20 protein-coding genes and 1 tRNA gene are annotated in these 21,026 nt (G+C 63.8%); 6 read left to right on the forward strand and 15 right to left on the reverse strand.

Going from position 1 to position 21,026, the window contains the following annotated elements; all coding sequences use genetic code 11:
• The first annotated feature begins 76 nt into the window (after positions 1 to 76).
• Together crtD and crtC are read left to right on the forward strand one after the other, a co-directional pair.
• Positions 77 to 1,549: a 1-hydroxycarotenoid 3,4-desaturase CrtD gene (crtD, locus tag BMX27_RS00145; protein WP_090157927.1), complete on the forward strand. Its 1,473-nt coding sequence runs from the start codon at positions 77 to 79 to the stop codon at positions 1,547 to 1,549.
• A gap of 71 nt (positions 1,550 to 1,620) precedes the next feature.
• Positions 1,621 to 2,460: a carotenoid 1,2-hydratase gene (gene crtC, locus BMX27_RS00150; RefSeq protein ID WP_143056766.1), complete on the forward strand. Its 840-nt coding sequence runs from the start codon at positions 1,621 to 1,623 to the stop codon at positions 2,458 to 2,460.
• On the opposite strand, the gene BMX27_RS00155 is transcribed toward crtC, so the two are convergent.
• The 7 genes from BMX27_RS00155 to BMX27_RS00185 form a co-directional block, all read right to left on the reverse strand.
• Positions 2,457 to 3,089, reverse strand: coding sequence for an ATP-binding cassette domain-containing protein (locus tag BMX27_RS00155; protein WP_090157928.1), 633 nt, complete (start codon positions 3,087 to 3,089; stop codon positions 2,457 to 2,459). The genes crtC and BMX27_RS00155 overlap by 4 nt on opposite strands.
• Entirely contained in the window at positions 3,082 to 4,791 is a 1,710-nt protein-coding gene (locus BMX27_RS00160; protein WP_090157929.1) for an ABC transporter permease, read from the reverse strand. Before BMX27_RS00160 ends, BMX27_RS00155 begins: the two co-directional genes overlap by 8 nt.
• Positions 4,792 to 4,849: 58 nt before the next feature.
• On the reverse strand, positions 4,850 to 6,043 hold the full coding sequence (locus BMX27_RS00165) for an ABC transporter substrate-binding protein (RefSeq protein ID WP_090157930.1): 1,194 nt from the start codon (positions 6,041 to 6,043) through the stop codon (positions 4,850 to 4,852).
• Positions 6,040 to 6,663 (reverse strand): CDP-alcohol phosphatidyltransferase family protein, encoded by a 624-nt coding sequence (locus BMX27_RS00170; protein ID WP_090157931.1) that lies wholly within the window; start codon positions 6,661 to 6,663, stop codon positions 6,040 to 6,042. Before BMX27_RS00170 ends, BMX27_RS00165 begins: the two co-directional genes overlap by 4 nt.
• A 93-nt stretch (positions 6,664 to 6,756) precedes the next feature.
• Positions 6,757 to 7,104 (reverse strand): antibiotic biosynthesis monooxygenase family protein, encoded by a 348-nt coding sequence (locus tag BMX27_RS00175; RefSeq protein WP_090157932.1) that lies wholly within the window; start codon positions 7,102 to 7,104, stop codon positions 6,757 to 6,759.
• Positions 7,101 to 9,113 (reverse strand): hydantoinase/oxoprolinase N-terminal domain-containing protein, encoded by a 2,013-nt coding sequence (locus BMX27_RS00180; RefSeq protein WP_090157933.1) that lies wholly within the window; start codon positions 9,111 to 9,113, stop codon positions 7,101 to 7,103. Before BMX27_RS00180 ends, BMX27_RS00175 begins: the two co-directional genes overlap by 4 nt.
• A gap of 167 nt (positions 9,114 to 9,280) precedes the next feature.
• Complete coding sequence (locus BMX27_RS00185) at positions 9,281 to 9,721, reverse strand: NUDIX domain-containing protein (RefSeq protein WP_090157934.1); 441 nt, start codon at positions 9,719 to 9,721, stop codon at positions 9,281 to 9,283.
• A 25-nt stretch (positions 9,722 to 9,746) separates the two neighbouring features.
• Between BMX27_RS00185 and BMX27_RS00190 the strand changes: the two genes are divergently transcribed.
• Positions 9,747 to 11,000: a DNA polymerase IV gene (locus tag BMX27_RS00190; RefSeq protein WP_090158683.1), complete on the forward strand. Its 1,254-nt coding sequence runs from the start codon at positions 9,747 to 9,749 to the stop codon at positions 10,998 to 11,000.
• A gap of 9 nt (positions 11,001 to 11,009) precedes the next feature.
• Here BMX27_RS00190 and BMX27_RS00195 read toward each other — a convergent pair whose 3' ends face one another.
• Positions 11,010 to 11,870 (reverse strand): N-formylglutamate amidohydrolase, encoded by an 861-nt coding sequence (locus tag BMX27_RS00195; RefSeq protein WP_090157935.1) that lies wholly within the window; start codon positions 11,868 to 11,870, stop codon positions 11,010 to 11,012.
• Between the two features lie 130 nt (positions 11,871 to 12,000).
• Between BMX27_RS00195 and BMX27_RS00200 the strand changes: the two genes are divergently transcribed.
• The 3 genes from BMX27_RS00200 (at position 12,001) to BMX27_RS00210 (ending at position 13,639) form a co-directional block, all read left to right on the forward strand.
• Positions 12,001 to 12,075, forward strand: a tRNA-Val gene (locus BMX27_RS00200).
• A gap of 80 nt (positions 12,076 to 12,155) precedes the next feature.
• Positions 12,156 to 12,281, forward strand: coding sequence for a type B 50S ribosomal protein L36 (gene ykgO / locus BMX27_RS00205; RefSeq protein ID WP_083484190.1), 126 nt, complete (start codon positions 12,156 to 12,158; stop codon positions 12,279 to 12,281).
• 134 nt (positions 12,282 to 12,415) lie between these two features.
• Positions 12,416 to 13,639 (forward strand): DVUA0089 family protein, encoded by a 1,224-nt coding sequence (locus BMX27_RS00210; RefSeq protein WP_090157936.1) that lies wholly within the window; start codon positions 12,416 to 12,418, stop codon positions 13,637 to 13,639.
• Positions 13,640 to 13,660: 21 nt separating this feature from the next.
• On the opposite strand, the gene BMX27_RS00215 is transcribed toward BMX27_RS00210, so the two are convergent.
• The 7 genes from BMX27_RS00215 to BMX27_RS00245 form a co-directional block, all read right to left on the reverse strand.
• The gene (locus BMX27_RS00215; RefSeq protein WP_090157937.1) at positions 13,661 to 15,163 is read right to left on the reverse strand and encodes a peptidoglycan-binding domain-containing protein; all 1,503 of its coding nucleotides are present in this window, start codon (positions 15,161 to 15,163) and stop codon (positions 13,661 to 13,663) included.
• A gap of 10 nt (positions 15,164 to 15,173) precedes the next feature.
• Complete coding sequence (locus BMX27_RS00220; protein WP_090157938.1) at positions 15,174 to 16,370, reverse strand: phenylacetate--CoA ligase family protein; 1,197 nt, start codon at positions 16,368 to 16,370, stop codon at positions 15,174 to 15,176.
• Between the two features lie 139 nt (positions 16,371 to 16,509).
• On the reverse strand, positions 16,510 to 17,337 hold the full coding sequence (locus tag BMX27_RS00225) for an ABC transporter ATP-binding protein (protein ID WP_090157939.1): 828 nt from the start codon (positions 17,335 to 17,337) through the stop codon (positions 16,510 to 16,512).
• Positions 17,338 to 17,415: 78 nt separating this feature from the next.
• Positions 17,416 to 18,699, reverse strand: a complete 1,284-nt coding sequence (locus tag BMX27_RS00230; RefSeq protein WP_090157940.1) for an ABC transporter substrate-binding protein — start codon at positions 18,697 to 18,699, stop codon at positions 17,416 to 17,418.
• A 73-nt stretch (positions 18,700 to 18,772) separates the two neighbouring features.
• A complete protein-coding gene (locus BMX27_RS00235; protein ID WP_090157941.1) occupies positions 18,773 to 19,849 on the reverse strand; it encodes a branched-chain amino acid ABC transporter permease in 1,077 nt (358 codons plus the stop codon).
• Positions 19,850 to 20,038 (reverse strand): hypothetical protein, encoded by a 189-nt coding sequence (locus BMX27_RS00240; RefSeq protein WP_090157942.1) that lies wholly within the window; start codon positions 20,036 to 20,038, stop codon positions 19,850 to 19,852.
• Positions 20,025 to 21,020 (reverse strand): branched-chain amino acid ABC transporter permease, encoded by a 996-nt coding sequence (locus BMX27_RS00245; protein ID WP_056029235.1) that lies wholly within the window; start codon positions 21,018 to 21,020, stop codon positions 20,025 to 20,027. Before BMX27_RS00245 ends, BMX27_RS00240 begins: the two co-directional genes overlap by 14 nt.
• Between the last annotated feature and the right edge of the window lie 6 nt (positions 21,021 to 21,026).

A 21,026-nucleotide genomic window follows, 5' to 3' on the forward strand; every position in this document is an offset into this window, starting at 1 on the left:
CAGGTTGTCATTTATTTCTGACAGTTTTGTGTAAATCAGACTGGACAGTTTTAGGCCTGCTGTCAACAATGCAACCATGACATCGCGCACGACCCCACCCGTCATAGCCATCATCGGCACCGGTATCGGCGGGCTGGCCGCAGCATTGCGGCTGGCACATGCAGGTGCGCGAGTGACCGTGTTCGAGGCGCAACCGGCCCCCGGCGGCAAGATGCGCACGATCCCCAGCGCGGCCGGCCCGATCGACGCAGGCCCCACCGTGCTGACGATGCGCAGCGTTTTTGACGACCTGTTTGCCGCAGCCGGGTTGCAACTGGATGATTACGTTACACTGACGCCGCTGGACACGCTGGCCCGCCACTATTGGCCGGACGGCACGATGCTGGACCTGATGGCTGATCCTGACGACAGCCTGGATCAGGTTACGGATGTCTTTGGGCCGCGTGCCGCTGACGAGGTGCGCGGATTTTCGGCCCGTGCGGCGCGGCTCTTTGATGCTTTCGAGTCACCGATGATGAAAACCGCCTCACCCCATCTGGCCGCCATGGCGGGACGTGTCATGCGACAGCCGGGCCTTGCCCTGGACATGGCACCGCATCTCTCTCTGGCCGGTCTGGTGCGGCGCAGCTTTGGCGACCCACGGCTTGCGCAACTGTTTGCACGTTATGCCACCTACGTCGGCGGCGCGCCGCAGCAGTCACCCGCATTGTTGTCGTTGATCTGGGCGGCAGAGGCACGGGGTGTCTGGACCGTCACGGGTGGCATGCACCAACTGGCTGTGACCCTCGCACGACTGGCACAAGAGGCGGGGGCAAGGTTTCACTACAACACGCCTGTCCACCGCCTTGCGGCACAAGGCGGCAGGGTCGCAAGACTGGAATACACCGGCGGCACCCTCGACGTGGATGCGGTCTTGTTCAACGGCGACCCACAGGCCATCGCCCAAGGTCTGCTGGGTGCGGCACCGCGCCCGACTGTCAGACCCGACAGTATCCGGCCGCGCAGCCTGTCCGCCCATGTGGCAAGTTTCGCCGCGACACCTCGGGGCCTGCCACTTGCGCATCACACCGTATTCTTTGCCGACACGCCCAACACCGAATTCGATGATATCGCCAAGGGCCGCACCCCCGTGGATGCCACGCTCTATTTGTGCGCGCAGGACCACGGTCACGTTGCTGCCGATGCGTTGCACCGGTTTGAAATCATCCGCAACGCACCGCCCCTGCCGACTGACAAAAAGGAAGATGACCAATGCAAGACCATGATGTTCGATCGCATGCGGCAGTTCGGCCTGACCTTCAGTCCGGGACCGGTGACGATCACGGGGCCGCAGGAATTCGCGACGCTGTTTCCGGCCAGCGACGGCGCGTTGTACGGGCGATCCCCGCAGGGCACGATGGCGGCGTTCAAACGTCCGACGGCACGCACGACGCTGCCGGGTCTGTACCTGTGCGGGGGCGGTGCACATCCGGGGGCGGGGGTGCCGATGGCCGCACTCTCCGGCCAGCATGCGGCAGAGGCGATGAAACACGACCTGTCTTTGACCTAGAGATTCCACCCGACGGCTATGCTTGGTGGTATGTCGATGGCGTCAGCCACGACAGCAAGCAGGCCGTGAGCGTGATCGGTTTTATCGGATCGGTGTTTTCGCCGTGGTACAAATGGTCTGGCCGTCGCGATCCTGCAAACCACTGCTGCATCAATGTCGCCACCTACGGACCCGGCGCCCGGTTCACCATGACCGACCGTGGCCGCGCGGCCTTGCGCACCACTGACGACACGCTGACCGTCGGCCCGTCGTCAATGCATTGGCAGGACGGCAAACTGGTGATTTCCATTGACGAAATCAGTGCCCCCCCCATCATCAGCCGGGTGCGCGGCACGATCACGCTGACACCGCAAGCGGTGACAGGGGTGGAATTGCCACTGACCACGGACGGCGCCCATGTCTGGCGACCCTTTGCGCCCATCGCCGATATCGCTGTGGATCTGGAATCGGATGGTTGGCAATGGGACGGTCACGGCTACTTCGATGCCAATTTCGGCACGCGCGCGCTGGAAGCGGACTTCGATTTCTGGACGTGGGGGCGCTATCCGACGGCCACCGGTGCCACATGTTTCTATGATGCGACCCTGCGCGATGGCGGCGGGTTCGAGACTGCAATCGCCTTTGACCGTGATGGCGGTGCGGCCCATGTCGCTGCACCCCCGCTGACCCCGTTCAAACGATCCCTATGGCAGGTGAAACGCGAAACACGGGCCGATCCCGGTGTTACGCCAAAACAGCGGTTGAACATGCTTGATGCGCCGTTCTATTCGCGCAGCACCGTGGATACCGTGCTGAACGGCGAATCCGTCACCGGCGTGCACGAGGCGCTGGACCTGACCCGTTACCGGCAACCGCTGCTGAAACCGATGCTGGCTTGCCGGGTGCCGCGCCGCGCGGGCTGGACGTTCTAGCCCAGCGTCACGACAGCACCGCCTGCCGCGGCCGCATCCTCGGCGTCATGTGTGACCATCAGCACTGGCAGATCGCGGTCACGCGCGCGGGCAAAGACCAGATCACGGACCTGCGCGCGCAACGCTGCATCCAGACGGGAAAACGCCTCGTCCAGCAGAAGGGCACAGGGGTCTGACAGCAGCATCCGGATAAGCGCGACCCGCGCCTTTTGCCCCCCAGAAAGCGTGGCGGGATCGCGGTCGGCAAAACCCTCCAGATCGACCTCGGCGAGGGCCGCATCCACCTTAGCGCGGCGCTGGTTACGGCTACCGCCGGGCCGCAGGCCAAAGGCCAGGTTTTCACCCACGCTCAGATGGGGAAACAGCAGGTCGTCCTGAAACAGGATACCGATCATGCGCTGGTGCGGTGCGACGTCCGTCACGTCGCGCCCATCCAGCAGGACGCGCCCCGTGGCGGTAAAGACAGGTGGCAGCGTGCCGGTGACAAACGACAGCAATGTCGATTTGCCCACACCGGACGGCCCCATGACAGACAGCACCTGCCCCGGCGCGATATGCCGGTCCAGCGCCACCATTGGCGTGCCGTTCTTCGATATGCGGACATCCCGCAGGGTTAGCCCCTTATCCATGTTGCAGTCCTTTGCGATTGCGCCAGATCAGCGCGGGTATGCCAAGGGCCAGCGCGAATGGCACCAGCGCCGCCGCGGTCTGCATCAGCCCGTAGGTCGCGATGGCGCGCCGGTCCCCGCCAGAGGCAAGCGCCACGGCCTCGGTCGTGAGGGTGGATACCCGGCCGCCGCCGATCAACAGCGTGGGCAGATATTGTCCGACACTGACCGACAGGCCAATGGCTGTGGCCGTCAGCAACGGGCGCAGCAGAATCGGCAGTCGCACGCGCCACAGCACCCTGTCGGGCGAGGCCCCCAATGCCGCGGCAACGGTCGCGTTGCGCACGTCCCATGCCCGAAACGGATCGGCAAGCGACAGGTAGACATAGGGCAAAACGAACACCAGATGCGCCAGCATGACGGGTGCCCGCCCGGTGTCTGCACCCGCATTCAAGAGCAGCGTCTGAAGCCCTGGCAGAAACGCCGTCTGCGGAATGATCAGCGGCAGATACAGCAACCACATGCCGCGCCGCGTCATACGCAAACCGTGCCGATGCTCGGCCTCCAGACAGCCGATCGTCAGGACCAATGCCGCGGCAGTGACGCTGATGGCGATCACGGCAGTCTGCGTCAGTGCGTCGCCCAATCCGGCGGCATGACGCATCCAGTTTTTCAGCGTCAGCGCGTCAGGCATCGCGTCGGGGAATCCCCAGAACCCCGCAAACGACCAGACCACCAGCACGGCAATTCCCCCTGCAATCGCAAAGGCCGCGGTCGCTGACAGGCCCAGTGCAGCGGCCGCGATCGTGCGATCACCGCAGAACCGCCTGCCCGCCACGATCCAGCGCCGCCCAGCCCAGGCGACGATGCGTTCTGCCAGCCGCCAGACGCCCAGTGCTGCGATCACCAGCGCCAGTTGCAGCAGGGCCCCCGCATTGGCCAGCAGGCGGGCCGCGAAATCGGGCTCTCCCATCCAGCGGACAATCTGCACGGACAGCGGCGGCGGCGTGTTCGGTCCTAGGATGACCGCCACGTCAACCACGCTCATGCCGTAGGCCAACACGACATAGACCGGCAGGCGGATCTGCGCATAGACGCGCGGGAATACGCATTTCAGCCACCCCGTGACGCGCCCATACCCCAGGGACGCGGCGATTGTGCGGGCGCGCACCGCATCGGTCTGCCCCAGTGCTGCCAGTGTCATCAGCAGCAGGAACGGAATTTCCTTGATGACCAGACCCGCCGTCATGGTCAGACCCCACGTGTCCTGCACGATCAACAGGTCAGGCGGCCGGTCCCATCCGGTCAGCCAGGGCGAGGTGGCCCGCGCCACCCAGCCCGAGGGCGCGATCAGAAACGCAAGGCCAAAGGCCGCCGCCGCATGCGGCACCGACAGCAGTGGCGACAGCGCACGTTCCAGCACGCGAAACGCCGCAGTGCCGGACCAGCCTGCAACCAGCCCCATGACGATGGCCAATGCGATGGCCGTCGTCGTGATCCCTGTTGTCAGCGACAGCGTAACCGCACGCGGCAACCCCGGCCAGTCGAACAGGCCGCGCATCGCCTCCAGCGACGGGCCGGTCAGCCCCGCCGCGGGCAGATGGCCAAAGGCGGGCAGCACGGTGCCATAGAGACCCGCCACCACCGGCCCCAACATCGCAACCAGCGTCAGCGCCGGCAGGACCGGCAACAACCGCCGCCGGGTCACAATGCGACCCGGCATGTGCAAACGCCCCCGAAAGGGGGCGCTGCGATCACCTGAAACACTGGCAAAGCCACCGTTACTGCGCGACGCCGTAACGGGTGACCCAGTCATCGGCGATGCGGGTCATCCAGCTGGGATGCGGTTCGGCCTGAACGGTGCCCAGTTCAGCGGGCGACAGCGTGGCCACGCCCAGTTCCAATGCGTCAAAGGCCGCGCGCTGATCCGCATCCAGTTTGTCCATGTCCAGCACCGTGCCATAGCCCAACACGTCGGGGTCCTGCGCACGGGCCTGCGCCTCGGGCGACATCAGGAAATTCGCGACGACCATCGCGCCCTCTGCACTACCAGAGTTGTAGGGGATCGCGACAAAGCTGGCGTTGCCGATGGTGCCCTTGTCCAGAACAAAGGTCCGCACGGTGTCCGGCAGCTCAGAATTCGCGATCGCGGTCGAGGCTGCACCCGGCGAAAAGGAAATCGACAGGTCCAGTTCCTCGTCCGCGATCAGCGGGAACATGGCCGTGCCGGTCGCGGGATATGCGCGCCCCTCGCGCCACAGGGTCGGCGTCAACGCATCGAGGTAATCCCACAGGGGTGCTGTCACAGCGTCGTAGTTTTCGTCCGTCGCGGGCGATTGCAGCACACTGGGATCATCCAGCGTATCGACCAGCACCTGTTTCAGAAACGTGGTGCCCAGAAAATCCGGCGGCTGCGGATAGGTGAACCGGCCAGGGTTGGCGGTCGACCAATCCAGAATGGACTGCATCGATCCCAGCGGCTCCATGTCGGCGCTGTCGTAGACGAACACGACCTGCGCCATGGCCCAGGGGGATTCGTAGCCTTCGACGGGGACGGTGAAATCGGTCTGCACGGTCTTGCCGTCGACGTCGACATACTGCCAGTTCGGCAACTGTTCGGCAAAGGGCCCGAACAACAGATCAGCCTCTTTCATCGCGGCGAAATTCGCGCCGTTGATCCAGATCATGTCGATCGCACCGTCGGTGTCGGTGCCGGCCTGCTTTTCGCTCAGCACGCGGGTCACGGCATCGGCGGTATCCGTCAGCTTTACGTGTTCCAGCGTGACGCCATAATCCTCGGCCACACGCTCTGCGACCCACGAGATAAAGTCATTGGTCGTCGTGGAACCGCCCCAGGCATTCCAGAAAACGGTCTGCCCCTGTGCAGCAGATGTCACGGCATCCCAGTCGGCGGGGTCGGCCTGCGACCATGCGGGCGTTGCCGCAACGGCCGCGAGTAGAGCGAGATATTTCATGCAGAGGGTCCTTTATCCACAAAGATACGCGACGCGCCGTAAATCCGAAGTCCGGCGGTCAGAAAACACAACATTCCAAACATCCACGCCAGCGCAGGAAACGCCGCCGGGAACATGCAGATGACAACAAAGAACACGATGGTTTCGGTGCCTTCAAGAATGCCATTCGAATAATACAGGGATTTGATCCCTTGTGCGCGGGTTTCCAGGCCGTGTTTTTCGGCCAGGATGGCATAGCCCAGAAAACTGGTGCCATTGACGTAGAACGCAAACAGCAAGAACGCCCCGGCCAATGTGTTCTGCGCGGGGTCGAGAACGACAAAGGCGAATGGAACGGCTCCGTAGAACATGAAATCGGCAGCGATATCGAGGTAGCCACCAAAATCGGAGCCTTTCGTTGCGCGGGCGACGGCCCCGTCCAGACCATCAGCGATGCGGCTGGCCAACAGCGGGATCAGCGCCAACAGCGGCGCGCCCAGCGCGATGACCAGTGCCGACAGCACGCCCAGCGCCAGTCCCAGCAAGGTCACACCATTGGCCGTCCAGCCCGCAGCGGCCAGACGCGCGCCTGCGCGGTTCAGCGGCGGGTCGATCAGACGGCGTGCGGCGGCGTCAAACATGCTCGGGGGTCTCCTCTTGGGACAACCTGACGCAGGTCGCGGGGACTGACAACGGACCTGACGCTAACGTGAGAGGCTGCAACGTGACGGCCTCTAGGCCCCGTGCACGTCGCGGCTGTCGGCCGGGGCCTGATCGCGCTCGAACATGCCATAATCCCGGATCACCCCGGCCACCCGCAGACGGTAATCCGCAAACATGCCTTGGCGTCCGGCCTTCTGGGCACCCCGATGGGCCGTCAGCCTGCGCCAGTCGTCCAATGCCTTTTCATCCCGAAAGAACGACACCGACAGCAGCTTGTCAGGGTTGGTCAGACTCTGGAAACGCTCGACCGAGATGAAACCGTCAATCTGTTCGACCAACGGGCGCATCTGTGCGGCCATGGCCAGGTAATCGTCCTTTTTGCCCGGTGCAGGTGTCACTTCGAAAATGATGCCGATCATGCGCTGTCCCTCGCGATGCGGGGGCGGCCACGTGCCGTGACACGGATGGTCGCCCCGTAGAATGTGTCCGATCCCTCGACCTCGGCGCGATTGATATCACGCGCGACAGCGACTTGCGGGTCACTGACCCCGGCATCGGCCGCGCGGGCCGTCACCGTGGCGGTCAAATCCGCGATCAACGTATCCATCGCTGTATCAGGGTCGCCGTAGGAAACCGGACCGCCCGACAGATGCGCGACAAACCGACCGCCCCCCGGCGCGCTGACCGTCCCGGTGGCATGCTGCGACACCTGCCCCACCACCGCACCGATGGCATTGGCGACATCGGCGTGTTCGGGCACGATCACCCGGGTGTGCAACGTGTCACCCACCGCGCCGTAATAGCTGGCCGCAGATGCCCCTAGCCCAATCACAGGCACCGCCAGCGACAGTTGCGTGGCGATCAGACCATTGTGCCGCGCCAAGCCGGCCCGGGTCAGCGGGTGCCGCGCCAGCGCATCCGGTGTGGTATCCCCCCAGGCCCCCGGGTCATCGGCAAAGGCGGCCTGCAACAAACAATCCGCCGTCTGCGCGGTGACCTGATCGATGATCCGCCGCGCCAGCGCGCTGGCATCCGCGGCGCACCGACTGCCATCGCCACGCCTGCGCCGGGCAAAGAGCGTCAAGGCCTTTTGGGCAGCGGTCCCATCCCATTGATCGGTCAGGCCCAGCACATGCGCCGCATCCGATGGCGTGACACCCGCCACCATGACTAGCCCGCGTGTGACAAGCCGTGTCAGCGCCGGTGCCTCCATCCGGCTGAGAACGACATCACCGGTGCGGCGTGGCCCCTCCGACAGGCGGCTCGCGACCAACGCCTCGCGCTTGTCCAGCCCCATGGGTGTGGCCGACCACAGCGGGACGGCAAAGGTGCCGCCATCCAGCGGCGGTCCGATCGCCGTCAGTGCGAGATCCAGCGCCGCGTGCACAAGTGTCGGTTGGCTGACGGCCAGCAATGCAATGGGCATCACCCGGCGCGGCCCCAGGCGCAGATCGCCCGATAGCCCGTCCTGCAGATGCACCTCGCTGTCGCCACCCAGCCCCCAGGTCCGCATCGCGACCGCCTCGACCATGGTGCGAAAGCCGCCCACCAGCGCACCCTGCGGGTCGATCCGGGGACGACCGTCGGTCAGCTGGCAGATATCCGTCGTGGTTCCACCGATGTCGGACACCAGCGCATGGGACGTATCCGTCAGCCATGCAGCACCCGCAGCGGATGCAGCGGGACCGGACAGGATCGTTTCGATTGGCCGGCGACGCGCCAGATCGGCGGGGATCAGCGCCCCGTCGCCGCGCACCACCATCAGGCGCGCACCGGTTCCAATCAACGCCAGATGCGCCTCGACCGCATCGATCAGCGACGCGATCATGCCGATCAGTCGGGCGTTCAGCACCGCCGTCAGGGCACGTTTCGGGCCACCAAGGGCCGCCGAAAGTTCGAACGAACAGGTCACCGGCAGTCCGGTCTGTGCCCGGATCGCATCGCGTGCGGCGCGCTCATGCGCGGGGTTACGCGTGGCAAAACGCGCAGCGACGGCGAAACCGGTGACACCCTCCAGCGCGGCGACCTGCGACGACAGCGATTCAAGGTCCAGCGGTGCGGCCTCGCTGCCTGCGTGGTCGTGCCCACCCGCCAGCGCGATGACCGGGTCGCCGTTCAGCGCCACATCGAGGCCACCGCGCGACAACTCTGCCGCATCGAAACCGATGAAGACAAGCGCTACGCGCCCGCCCTGCCCCTCGACCAGCGCATTGGTTGCCAGGGTCGTCGACAGCGATACCATGTCGATCTGTGCAGGGGTGACGTCTGCCGCCGCCAGTGCGGCATCAATGGCGGCGGCGACCCCGGTCGACAGATCAGGCCGCGAGGTCAGTGCCTTGGCACGGCCCAGCACACGGGTCGCGGCGCCGTCCAGAACAGCCGCATCGGTATAGGTCCCGCCCGTATCGATCCCCAGCAAGTGGCCCATGTCACGCTCTCCTTTGAGCGGCCTTGTGCCAAGGATCGACGGCGCTGTCAGCATCGATGTGTGCAGGGGGCTGTCTGCCCCCGCGGCTGCGCCGCCCCCCCGAGGAGTATTTCCAACCAGAAGAAGCATGGGACCGGTGCAACCCGTGTTGCCGTTGCAGGGCCGCGTCAGACAGGTGGTGCCGCAGGCGGGACGTCGCACGCGGCCTGCCCGGCCAGCCAGTTGGCCAGCCGTTTTTGCAACTGGCCCGCGACATCCGGCCATTGCAGCACCTCTGTCACGGTTGCGAGGCACCAGAACTGGCCTTCGTCGCCGAATGTGACCCGGGCATCCCCCGGCAGCCGCGCCACGAAAAACCAGACCACACCCCTGTCGGATCGGTCGCAGGTCTGCCAGCAGATATCAGCAGGTGTCAGGGGCAATCCGACCTCCTCCAAGGTTTCGCGCGCCACGGTCTGGAACGGCGTTTCGTTCCCTTCGCGCCCGCCACCGGGAAAATCCCAGTGATCGGGATACGCAATGTCGGGTCGGTCGTCGCGGCGGATGACTAGCAACCGATCACCGATGAACAGGGCGACCTTTGCGCCGTCGAAACCCGTTGTTGTCATGCGCCGTGCCCCTTATCTTGCGGCCATGCCCAGCCTGTGCCGCGACTGCCTGACGACCTTTGACGACGCGCGGCGCTGTCCCGCGTGCCGGTCGCCCCGTATCTTGTCGCACCCCGAACTGTTCGATTTGACAATCGCGCACATGGATTGCGACGCATTCTATGCCAGCGTGGAAAAACGTGACAATCCCGCGCTGGCCGACAAACCCGTCATCATCGGGGGCGGACGGCGGGGCGTCGTGTCGACCGCCTGCTATGTTGCCCGCATCCGCGGCGTGAAATCCGCGATGCCGATGTTTCAGGCGCTGAAACTCTGCCCCGACGCCGTCATCGTGAAACCGCGATTCGACGCCTATGTCGCTGCCTCCCGCGCCATTCGGGCGATGATGGACGACCTGACCCCCGTGATCGAGCCTTTGTCGCTGGACGAGGCGTTTCTCGACATGACGGGCACCGCCCGGTTGCACGGCGCACCGCCTGCCGTGATGCTGGCCGGTCTCGTCAAACGCATGAAAGACGAACTTGGGCTGACCGGTTCCATCGGACTGAGCCACAACAAGTTCCTGGCAAAGGTTGCCAGTGATCTGGACAAACCGCGCGGGTTCTCCGTGATCGGCAAGGCCGAGACCACGGCATTTCTGCGCCCCAAACCCGTGCGGATCATCTGGGGGATCGGTGCAGTCGGACAGGACCAGTTGGCACAGGCCGGCATCCGCACCTTTGACGATCTGCTGCGCTGGGACAGGCGCGACCTTGGTGATCGCTTTGGCGGCATGGGCGACCGGCTGTGGCGGCTGGCGCGCGGCGAGGATGGCAGGCGGATCAGCGCCAATACCCCGGTCAAGGGACTGAGCAACGAGACCACATTCAACGAGGACACGTCAGACCCCGACATCTTGGACGGACACATCTGGCGCATGGCCGAAAAAGTGTCTGACCGCGCCAAGGCCAAGGAAAAGGCCGGGCGCGTTGTTACGCTGAAACTGAAACGCGCCGATCACAAATTGATCACCCGGCGGCAATCGCTGCGGCATCCGACGCAACTGGCCGATACGATCTATCGCACTGCGCGCGGGTTGTTCGACGGGGCTGCGCCGCATCCCGCCTACCGTCTGCTGGGGGTCGGCATTTCGGACCTGACAGGCGTGACCGAGGCCGACCGCGAGGGTGACCTTCTGGATCCCGGAGCAGCGCGGCGCACGCAGGCCGAACGCGCCGCCGACAAGATCAGGGCCCGATTCGGAGCAGATGCAATCATCAAGGGTCGGGCGCTGCGCTGATGCGCCCCGTCATTCCGCCGCCAGTTGTCCTGCCTGCGGTGCACCAATCGCCGCAATCCGGGACAGGACGCCCGTGATCAGCGCCTTGAAATCCGCAAAATCGGGGCGCAGCGTCAGTGTTGCCTCGTCCATGTAGAGCGCACGGTCAACCTCGACCTGGATTGCGTGTTGATGCCGCGACGGGCGACCATAGGCCTGCGTGATATAGGCCCCGGCAAAGGGATTGTTGCGCGCGACCCGCAGACCAGCCGCGACAAAGGCGGCCTCGACCGCCTCGACGATGCGCGGCGATGCGGCCGCGCCAAAGCGATCTCCGATCACGATCTCTGGGCGTGTGCCGTTCTGGCTGGCCTGGTCCAGCGCCTCGTGCGGCATGGAATGGCAATCGATCAGGATTCCCATGCCGAAATCCCGGCGTGATTCGTCCAGCAGTGTTTGCAGCCGGTCATGATAGGGACGCCAGTAGGCGCTGATCCGGTCATGGGCATCTTCGATCGGAATCCTGCCGGTGTAGATTGCGCGCCCACCAGCGACGACACGGGGAATCACGCCCAGACCAGAGGATACGCGGGGGTTCTGACTGATCCGGCGCACCCCCGCGATCAGCGCCGGGTCCAGTTCCTCTGGCGCACGATTGAGGTCGACATAGGCCCGTGGCGCAAGGGCGGTCAAGAACGGCGCGCCGAAATCCGGTGCCCGATCGTAAAGCAGATCGACAAAAGCATCCTCTGACGACCGGATCGCCAGCGAATCAAGGCGGCTGGTTGCCAGAAAGGATTCAGGATAGGCCCGCCCACTGTGGGGTGAGGCGAACACCACCGCCGTGGTGCGCCGTCGCGGCAATGCAATGGAATAGGCGTCGGGCGGCATCCGTGGCTCCTGTTGAGAGGGAACAGATAGCGCGATTGTCGAAACCTTCAAAAGGCGCTTGATCCCCTCGCGGTCACCTTCTATAGACCGCCTGACCGACGCAAGGGGCTAGCGCCTCTGTGGCCGGAATGGATGATTAGCTCAGCGGTAGAGCACTTCGTTGACATCGAAGGGGTCACTGGTTCGATCCCAGTATCGTCCACCAGAATTCACCGGGCCTCCGCTGGCCCAGACCGTAACCCAAAGGCGCATCGCCGCGCCGCGACGACAAGAAGGAGACTTTCGATGAAAGTTCGCAACTCCCTCCGCTCGCTCAAGCAGCGCCACCGCGATTGCCGCATCGTGCGCCGTAAGGGCCGCGTCTATGTGATCAACAAGACGCAAGGTCGGTTCAAGGCTCGTCAGGGCTGAACCACCCCGATACTTCGGAATGCAAAAGCCGCGCCCGGCAACGGGACGCGGCTTTTTCTTTGCGCGGCACACTAGCCCAAAAGGCAAGGCGTGGCCTAAGGTAGCGGCAAATGCACGCAACCCACAGGATCGTCATGACCCGCTTGATCGCCACCTCCGCCATCGCTCTTTGCGCAGCGACGCCACTGTTAGCCCAGGACGCCGCCTGCCCCGCAGTAGGTGGCAACGGCCAATGGATCGGGGGATCAGCGGCAGCGTCGGATATCGCGACGATGGACAGCTACGGCGAACAGATGGCGCTGGTGCTGAACGGCAACCGCTATGCGAGCGTCTTCAGCCTCAGCGCGCCGACCTCGACCCGGATCGAGGCGCAGGGTCGCGCCAACGGCGATCCCGTGCTGACGCTGTATGACCCTGCGGGCGACGAAATTCTGACGGACGACGATTCGGGCGGCAACGGGGCAGCCCGCGCCGAGGTCGATCTGAATGCGGGCACCTACTGCGCCGTGATCACCAGCTACGACGGCGGACCGATGACAGCCTTTGTCCGGATTGGCAGAACCGAGATGGACCCCCTGACAGAAGGGCGGGGCAACATGCCGGACCCCGACCCCGGTGCGACCGGAACCGCCGGTGCGGGCTGTCAGGACACGGTCAATTTCGGAACACTTGCGCCCGGTGGTGCACCCCTGTCGATCGCCACAGCCGCCGGAGAGACCGGCTACCTCAGTTTTGACCTCACCGAACCGATGCCAGTCACGATCACCGCCGAAAACGAAGACGCGGACCCACTGATCAGCCTCAGCGGCCCTGACGGTGAAAACCTGGGCGAAAACGACGATTTCGACGGGCTGAACGCGCGGCTGGACATTGCGACCCCACTGGCACCCGGCACCTATTGCATTGCTCTGAACGCGCTCAGCGATGAGGCCGTACCCATTGATGTGACCGTCACGGCCTATGATCCCGAGGCCGCACTGATGGGACTTTATGCCCGTGGCGAGGCGGCCCCGCCGCTGGATGGCAGCGTTCAGATTACTGATCTGGGCACATTGGAAACCGTATTGCGCGCCGATATCGATGTGGGGTCGGACACCCAGTGGTTCCGCCTAGACGTGCCGGCGGCGGGATTGATGGTGATCGAGGCGAATGCAATCGGCCCATCGGGTGATCCCTGGCTCGTCGTGTTTGACGTGGCAGGCCGCGAGATTGCACAGAATGACGACACGCCATCCGGCACCGACGCGCAGGTGATGCCGCGCGTGAACGCAGAAACCTATCTGATCGGTGTGAAACAGGTCGGAGACCGTCAGGGGTTTGTCCGTCTGCTGCTGGAACGGTTCGTGCCCGCCCAGTAACACCGGACGGGCCGCGCAATGCTAGCGAAAGGCGTCGACCAACATCTGGCTGACCGTGGCCTGATCCAGATACCCGGTTGCCCCCAGATCGCGGTCACGCTGATAGCGGCGGATCGCCCTGCGGCTGTCGTCGTCCAACTGGCCATCAACGCGACCGGGGTCGAGGCCAAGCTGCGACAGGCGCGCCTCGACCAGTTGCAGGCTGATGGCATCCAGTGACAATTGCGCCTCGCGTGCGGCGGCCGCCGCGTTGGTTTCGGCAGTTGCACGTGCGCGGCCCAATCTCTCGTTTGCCTCTGCTGCAAACAGACCGTCAGGGAACCGTTCCAGATAGGCGCGCAGGTTGCTCTCGCCGCCGGGCACGCCGGTTTCCTGCCAATATGCCCGGTCACGGCGTTCCAGTTCCGCCCGTGCCGCGGCGGCCTCTGCCTCGCGCTGTGTGGCGCGGGTGGTCGCCTGTGCCGACAGCGTCGCAATCTGATCGCGGGTCAGGAAACCATTGGCCGTGATGCCGTTCTGCTCTTGCCAGCCCGTGATCGCACCCCGCGTCCCCGGGCCAAAGATTCCGTCGATGCCGCGGGTGTCGAAACCCATGATCTGCAAATCGCGCTGAATCGCTTGCCGTGCCTCGGACGACAAGCCCAGCGCATTTTCCGCATCACGCAGCGGATTGGGCGGATTGCGCCGCAACTCGGCCAGCCGCGACACGGCATTTGCCGCATTCGCGCCCTGCGGATAGGCATCCAGATAGCGGGCATAGCTGTTCTGCGTGTCCGCCGCGCGGGCAGCCGTCCAAGCGGTTTCCTCGCTGCCGGATGCGGCGGCCGTCAGTTCGGGGGGCAGGGTCACACGCTCTGTCGGCACTGCGGCCGCATCGCCGGGGATCAGTGTCAGGCTGTCAGGCACGAAACCGGACAGATCGACCCCGCGGGTCCGGCGGGCAGTGGCAATCACATCGCCTCCGGGCACGGCCAGCGCGTAACGCATCAGGCCCTCGATCGCCTCGGGCGAGCCGCGCACAACCGTGACACCGTTCGGGATCTCCATTGGCCCGATCCCGGCCGACAATCCGGTATCATAGTCCGTGTCGGCCTCCGTCTCGCCCAACAGCAACACGGCACCTTGCGATGCCTGGGCCAGCGCATTCAGCGCCGTCTGAACCAGGATGCCCTGCTGGCCAACCGTAAAATCCTGTGGCGCGGGTGCATCCTGCCCCATGAACCATGTCAGCGCACCGTCCGTCGCGAATTGACCGGACAGCGCCACGACGATCCGGTCGGCATCCTCCGCTTCATCCGAAAAGACGCGCGCCTGCGAAAACAGATCATCCACATCCAGGTTGCGCCCACCCTTGATTGAAAACCCGTGTTCCCTCAGGGCGGCACCCGCTGCGACCAGGCGATCCGCCCGCGACACGTCGGACAGGTCGTCATAATCCGAAATGCCGACCACCAGGGCCGCATCCTGCGCCGCGGCCATGGCCGCAGTGCAGATCAGTGTCGTCGCAAGAAGGAATTGCCGCATGTGAGATCCTCTAGGTATCGTAGCTGCGACGGTCCTCGATCACGAGCCCGTCGCGGGGAAGCGTGCCGGGCGCATGAAGCGTGACCGTGCCGCGCAATTTCAGAATATCCGTCACGGCCTTGGACGCCGCTTCGGTGTCAAGGTCCAGCCCTTCGAGCTGGATCGCCATCGTATCGGCGTCACCCTGCCGGTCGGCGATGACACGGGCCCGATCCGCACCTGTCACAGACACCAGTGCCGCGACCTGTTCGGGACGTACGAACATGCCCTTGATCTTGGTCGTCTGATCGGCGCGGCCCATCCACCCCTTGATGCGGGCATTGGTGCGCCCGGTGGTGCTGGTGCCCGGCAGGACCGCACTCAGATCACCGGTTGCGAAACGGATCAGCGGATAGTCCGGGTTCAGCGTGGTGACGACGACTTCGCCGACCTCGCCCGGTGCAACCGGATCGCCCGTGCCAGGTGTCACGATCTCGACGATGACATGTTCGTCCAGGATCATCCCGTCATCAACTGCGGCCTCGTAGGCAATCAGGCCCAGATCGGCGGTGGCGTAGCATTGCAGACAGGTGATGCCGCGATCAGCATAATACTGGCGCAGTTGTGGAAACAGCGCGCCGCCCGATACAGCGGCCTTGGTGATCTTCAGCGCGACACCCATCTCGTCGGCCTTTTCCAGTATCACCTTGAGGTAGTCCGGCGTGCCGGCATAGGCCGTCGCACCCAGCGCATGGGCGGCCATGACCTGCTGCTCGGTCTGGCCCGTACCTGCCGGAATGACCCGTGCACCGACCGCGGCGGCACCGTTTTCGAACATCGTGCCGGCGGGTGTCAGGTGATATGCGAAACAATTCTGGACGGTGTCACCCGGACCGATGCCGCAGGCGTGCAGAAACCGGCCAAAGCGCCACCAGTCAGGCGCATTGCCACCGGGTTCGTAGATCGGGCCGGGCGATTGAAAGACGTGACTGATGTGCGACACCGGAATGCCGCCGAATGGCGGGACTTCGGCCTGCATGCGCCCCAAATCGGATTTGCGCAGCACTGGCAGACGGGACAGATCGTCCAATTCGGCGACCACCCCACCCGCAAGCCATGACGCGTCAGACCCCGCAACGCGGTCAATCTGCGACTTCAGGCCCGCCAGCTGCGCCAGCTGGCGCGTCTGTGCATCGCGGGTTTCAAGATCGTCGAAATAGATGGTCATGGCGGTCACTCCTGTCCGGGGGTTGATTGGGGTCATCCGCGGACAAGTGTCATCCCATGGCCGCGGCAGGGCGTTATGCAATATCAGTCATGGGTCATGGGATCGCGGCGATGGACGGCTGGCAGCAGCCGACCCCGCCTCAGGCCAACCAGCGCTTGCGCCGCCGGTAGCTGCGCACATCACGAAAGCTCTTGCGGCCCTCGTCGGACATGCCGAGGTAGAATTCCTTGACGTCCGGGTTTTCGCGCAATTCTGCAGCAGGTCCCTCCATCACGACGCGGCCGGACTCGAGGATATAGCCGTGATGCGCAAACCGCAGGGCCACATTGGTGTTCTGTTCCGCCAGCAGGAACGACACGCCCTCGCGCTCGTTCAGATCCTTCACGATGCCAAAGATCTCTTCGACCAGCTGCGGGGCAAGGCCCATCGACGGCTCATCCAGCAGAATGGTCTCGGGCCGCGACATCAACGCGCGCCCGATGGCGCACATCTGCTGTTCCCCGCCAGAGGTATAGCCCGCCTGAGATTTGCGCCGTTCGCGCAGGCGCGGAAAATAATTGTAGACCATCTCGAGGTCGGCGCTGACAGCGCCGGACCCGTCGCGGCGCGTATAGGCACCGGTCATCAGGTTTTCCTCGATGGTCAGATGTTCGAAACAATGCCGGCCTTCCATGACCTGGATCACGCCGCGCTGCACCAGATCGGTCGGTGTCAGGTCCTGCACGCGGTCACCGCGATACCGGATCGATCCCTTTGTCACCTCGCCACGCTCGGATTGCAGCAGATTTGAAATCGCCTTGAGCGTGGTGGTCTTGCCCGCACCATTGCCCCCCAGCAGGGCCGTGATGCCGCCCTTGGGCACCTTCAGCGACACGCCCTTCAGCACGAGGATCACGTGATTGTAGATCACCTCGATATTGTTGACCTCCAGCAAGGTCTCGGTCGTGGTCTCGGTGGTGTCCAGCATGGCGCGGTGTCCCCTGCATCATCTTGCCAAAAATACTCAAAATCGGGCGGCCCCGGCAGGGGCCGCCCGACATCAGGCTTACAAGCAGCCCGGCGTGATGTTGTTTTCAGCCGCAAAGGCCATCGCGTCCTCGGTGATCAGAGGATCAATGACGCTGTCGTCGGGGGCGATGAAATCGGTCAGCGGCACGAACACACCGTCAGCGGCGTTCCACTGTTGCACCAGACCTTCACCCGAACCGCCGTGGTTCTGACAGTTCACGCTGAATTCCGGCCCGATTCCGCCCATGCCCAACTCGGTCATGCGCGCCTCGGTGATTTCCAGCGCTTCCATGCCGTCGCGCATCATCGCGGGCGTGATATCGGACACACCGTGGATTTCCTGCGCCTTGGCAATGGCCTCGGCCGCCAGCATGGCCGCATACATGCCGCGCACATACAGCACCTTGCCCAGGTTGTCGCCCGCGCCCGCCGCAAGGCCAGCATCCACGACCATCGTCTGGATTTCGTCCAGCACCGGATAATCCTGGATACGGTTCATGTTCAGCGACTTGTAGCCATCAGCCGCAGCACCCGCGGGTGTCACGTCATGTTCGGCACCCGCCCACCAGTTTCCGATGAAATTCTCCATCGGGAAACCGACGTTCGCTGCCTCTTGGACCGCGACCTGGTTCATCACACCCCAGCCCCACATGACAACGTAGTCGGGACGCTCGCGGCGGATCTGCAACCACTGTGATTTCTGCTCCTGACCGGGATGATCGACGGCCAGCGTGCTCAGCGTGAACCCGTGCTTTGCCGACAGCTCTTCCAGTGTGCGGATCGGCTCCTTGCCGTAGGCGCTGTTGTGATAGACCAGCGCGATCGTCTTGCCGGACAGGTCGCCACCGTTTTCATCCAGCAGATAATTCACCGCAACGGATGCCGCGTCCCAATAGTTGCCGGGATAGTTGAATACCCAGTTGAACACCTCGCCTTCGGCGGCAGACGTCCGACCGTAGCCCAGGGTATGGATCGGAATACCGTCAGCGGTTGCCTTCGGGATCAGCTGATAGGTGATGCCGGTGGACAGCGGCTGATACACCAGCGCGCCTTCGCCCTTGGTCGCCTCGTAGCATTCCACCCCTTTTTCGGTGTTGTAGCCGGTTTCGCATTCCACGATTCGGACAGGCTCGCCGCCGATGCCGCCATCACGCGCATTCAGCAGGGCAAAATAGTCCTGATACCCGTCCGAGAACGGAATACCGCCTGCCGCATAGGGACCCGTGCGATAGGACAGGTCGGGGATGACCAGTTCTGCCGCCGCGGTATTGGCCGCCATCAGACCCGCGATGGCCGCGGCCGAAAATGTCGTAAACTTCATTGTCTTCCTCCCAGTTGTGAAATGCCGGGCTTTGCCCCGGTCTTTCGATAAACCCGTGCCTCCTCGCACGAGCCTAATACGGAAACGGCCACAGCCGTAATTTCTCTTTGATATGCCGCCACATCTGCGCCAGGCCATGCGGTTCCTTGATCAGGAAAAACATGATCAGACCGCCGACGACGACCAATTGCAGGTGGCTGACGATCTGTGTGGGCCAGCCCAGCACATCGACGCCCAACACCTTGAGCGCGACAGGCAGCAGCACCAGGAACGCCGCCCCGGCAAAGCTGCCGAACAGACTGCCAAGACCGCCGATGATGCACATGAACAGCACAAGGAACGACTTGTTGATGCCGAATGCCTCACCGACCTCGACGGCCCCAAGGTAGACCGCAAAGAATAGCGCGCCGGAAATACCGATGAAAAACGATGACACGGCAAAGGCCGTCAGCTTGGCCTTCAGCGGATCAACCCCGATGATTTCAGCGGCGATATCCATGTCGCGGATCGCCATCCACGACCGGCCAATGGTGCCGCGCGTCAGGTTCCGCGCCAGCAGCGCACAGCCGGTCACGAACAGCAGGCAGATCAGGTATTGCGCTGCCGGTGTCGTATTGGCCCCCGTCACGGCATGCCCGAAAACGAACCGTTCGGGCGCATTGATCTGACCCGAGGCCGAATAGTTGTAGAACCAGGACACCTTGTTGAACAACCACACGAGGAAAAACTGCGCCGCCAACGTCGCCACCGCCAGGTAGAATCCCTTGATCCGCAGGCTGGGCAGACCAAAGGCCGCCCCGACAATCGCGGTGATGCCGCCAGCCAGCAGGATGTGCACCAGCATCGACACATCCGGAAAGGACGTCATCAGCTTGTAGCAGGCGTAGGCGCCGACGGCCATGAAACCGCCCGTACCCAGGCTGACCTGCCCGCAATACCCCGTCAGGATGTTCAACCCGATCGCCGCAATCGCATAGATCAGGAACGGCACGAGAATGGCGTTCGCCCAGTAGTCGTTGATGACGAACGGGATCACCAACCAGGCCACGGCCAGCACCGCCCAATAGCGCCAGCGGTCGAACGCGATGGGGAACGTCTGGCTGTCCGCCTTGTACGTCGTCTTGAAATCACCTGCTTCGCGGTACAGCATCTATTCGTCGCCCTTTTTGTAACGCAAGAACCCGACCTTGCCGTAGAATGCCCCCGCCGCCGCACCGGTCAGCAACAGCAGCGATTGTTCCTGGATTGCCAGCATCGCAAACAATGCGCAGGTCGCGGCCCCGAAACAGGCCGTAATCAACCCGGCGCGGGCGGTCTTGATCTCGTTAAACCCTTTCAATGATCTTCTCCCCGAACAGGCCCTGCGGGCGGAACACGAGGAAGATCAGCGCCAGCACATAGGCAAACCAATTTTCCGTTGCCCCGCCGATCATCGGGCCGATCATGTATTCGAACAATTTTTCACCGACCCCGATGATAAGGCCGCCGACGATGGCGCCGGGGATGGATGTGAAGCCACCCAGCATCAGCACCGGCAGCGCCTTGAGCGCGATCAACGACAGCGAAAACTGAACGCCGGACTTTGCACCCCACATCACGCCAGCCACCAGTGCGACCAACCCCGCCAGCGACCAGACCAGCACCCAGATGTAGTTCAGTGAAATGCCCACGCTCAGTGCGGCCTGATGGTCATCCGCCACCGCACGCATGGCGCGGCCCTGCTTGGTGTATTGCGCAAACCCGATCAGGGCCGCGACCAGCACGATAGCGACCAGCGTGGCGACCATGTCCAGCTTGTCGATGAAGAAGCCGTAGAAATCATCGCCACCCAGCCCGGCGGTCAGATCCTCGACGAATAGCGAACCACCCTGCGGCAGGCCGACGGCCAGCGTTTTGATATCCGACCCCCACATCAGGTCGCCCACGCCTTCGAGGAAATAGGCCAGACCGATGGTTGCCATGAACAGAATGATCGGCTCCTGTCCAACCAAATGCCTGAAAACAAAGGTATGCACCGCCCAGGCAAAGAATATCATCACCCCCAGTGTCACCAGGATCGCGGCAAAGGCCGGAACGGTCCAGCCAAAGTGATGGATTTCAGTGCCGAACACCGCGTTGATCAGGTGGCTGAACGGCACCTGGCCCTCCATCACGCCCACCAGCGTCAGAGCCGCAAACAGGGCCATCACACCTTGGGCATAGTTGAAAATGCCGGACGCCTTGAAGATCAGCACAAACCCAAGGGCCACAAGCGCGTACATGACACCAGCCATGAGGCCGTTGATGACGACCTCGATCCCGTACAGAAAATCAGCGGACATTTGCGT

The sequence above is a fragment of the Loktanella sp. DSM 29012 genome, from assembly GCF_900110705.1.
In the GTDB taxonomy this organism is placed as follows: domain Bacteria; phylum Pseudomonadota; class Alphaproteobacteria; order Rhodobacterales; family Rhodobacteraceae; genus Loktanella; species Loktanella gaetbuli.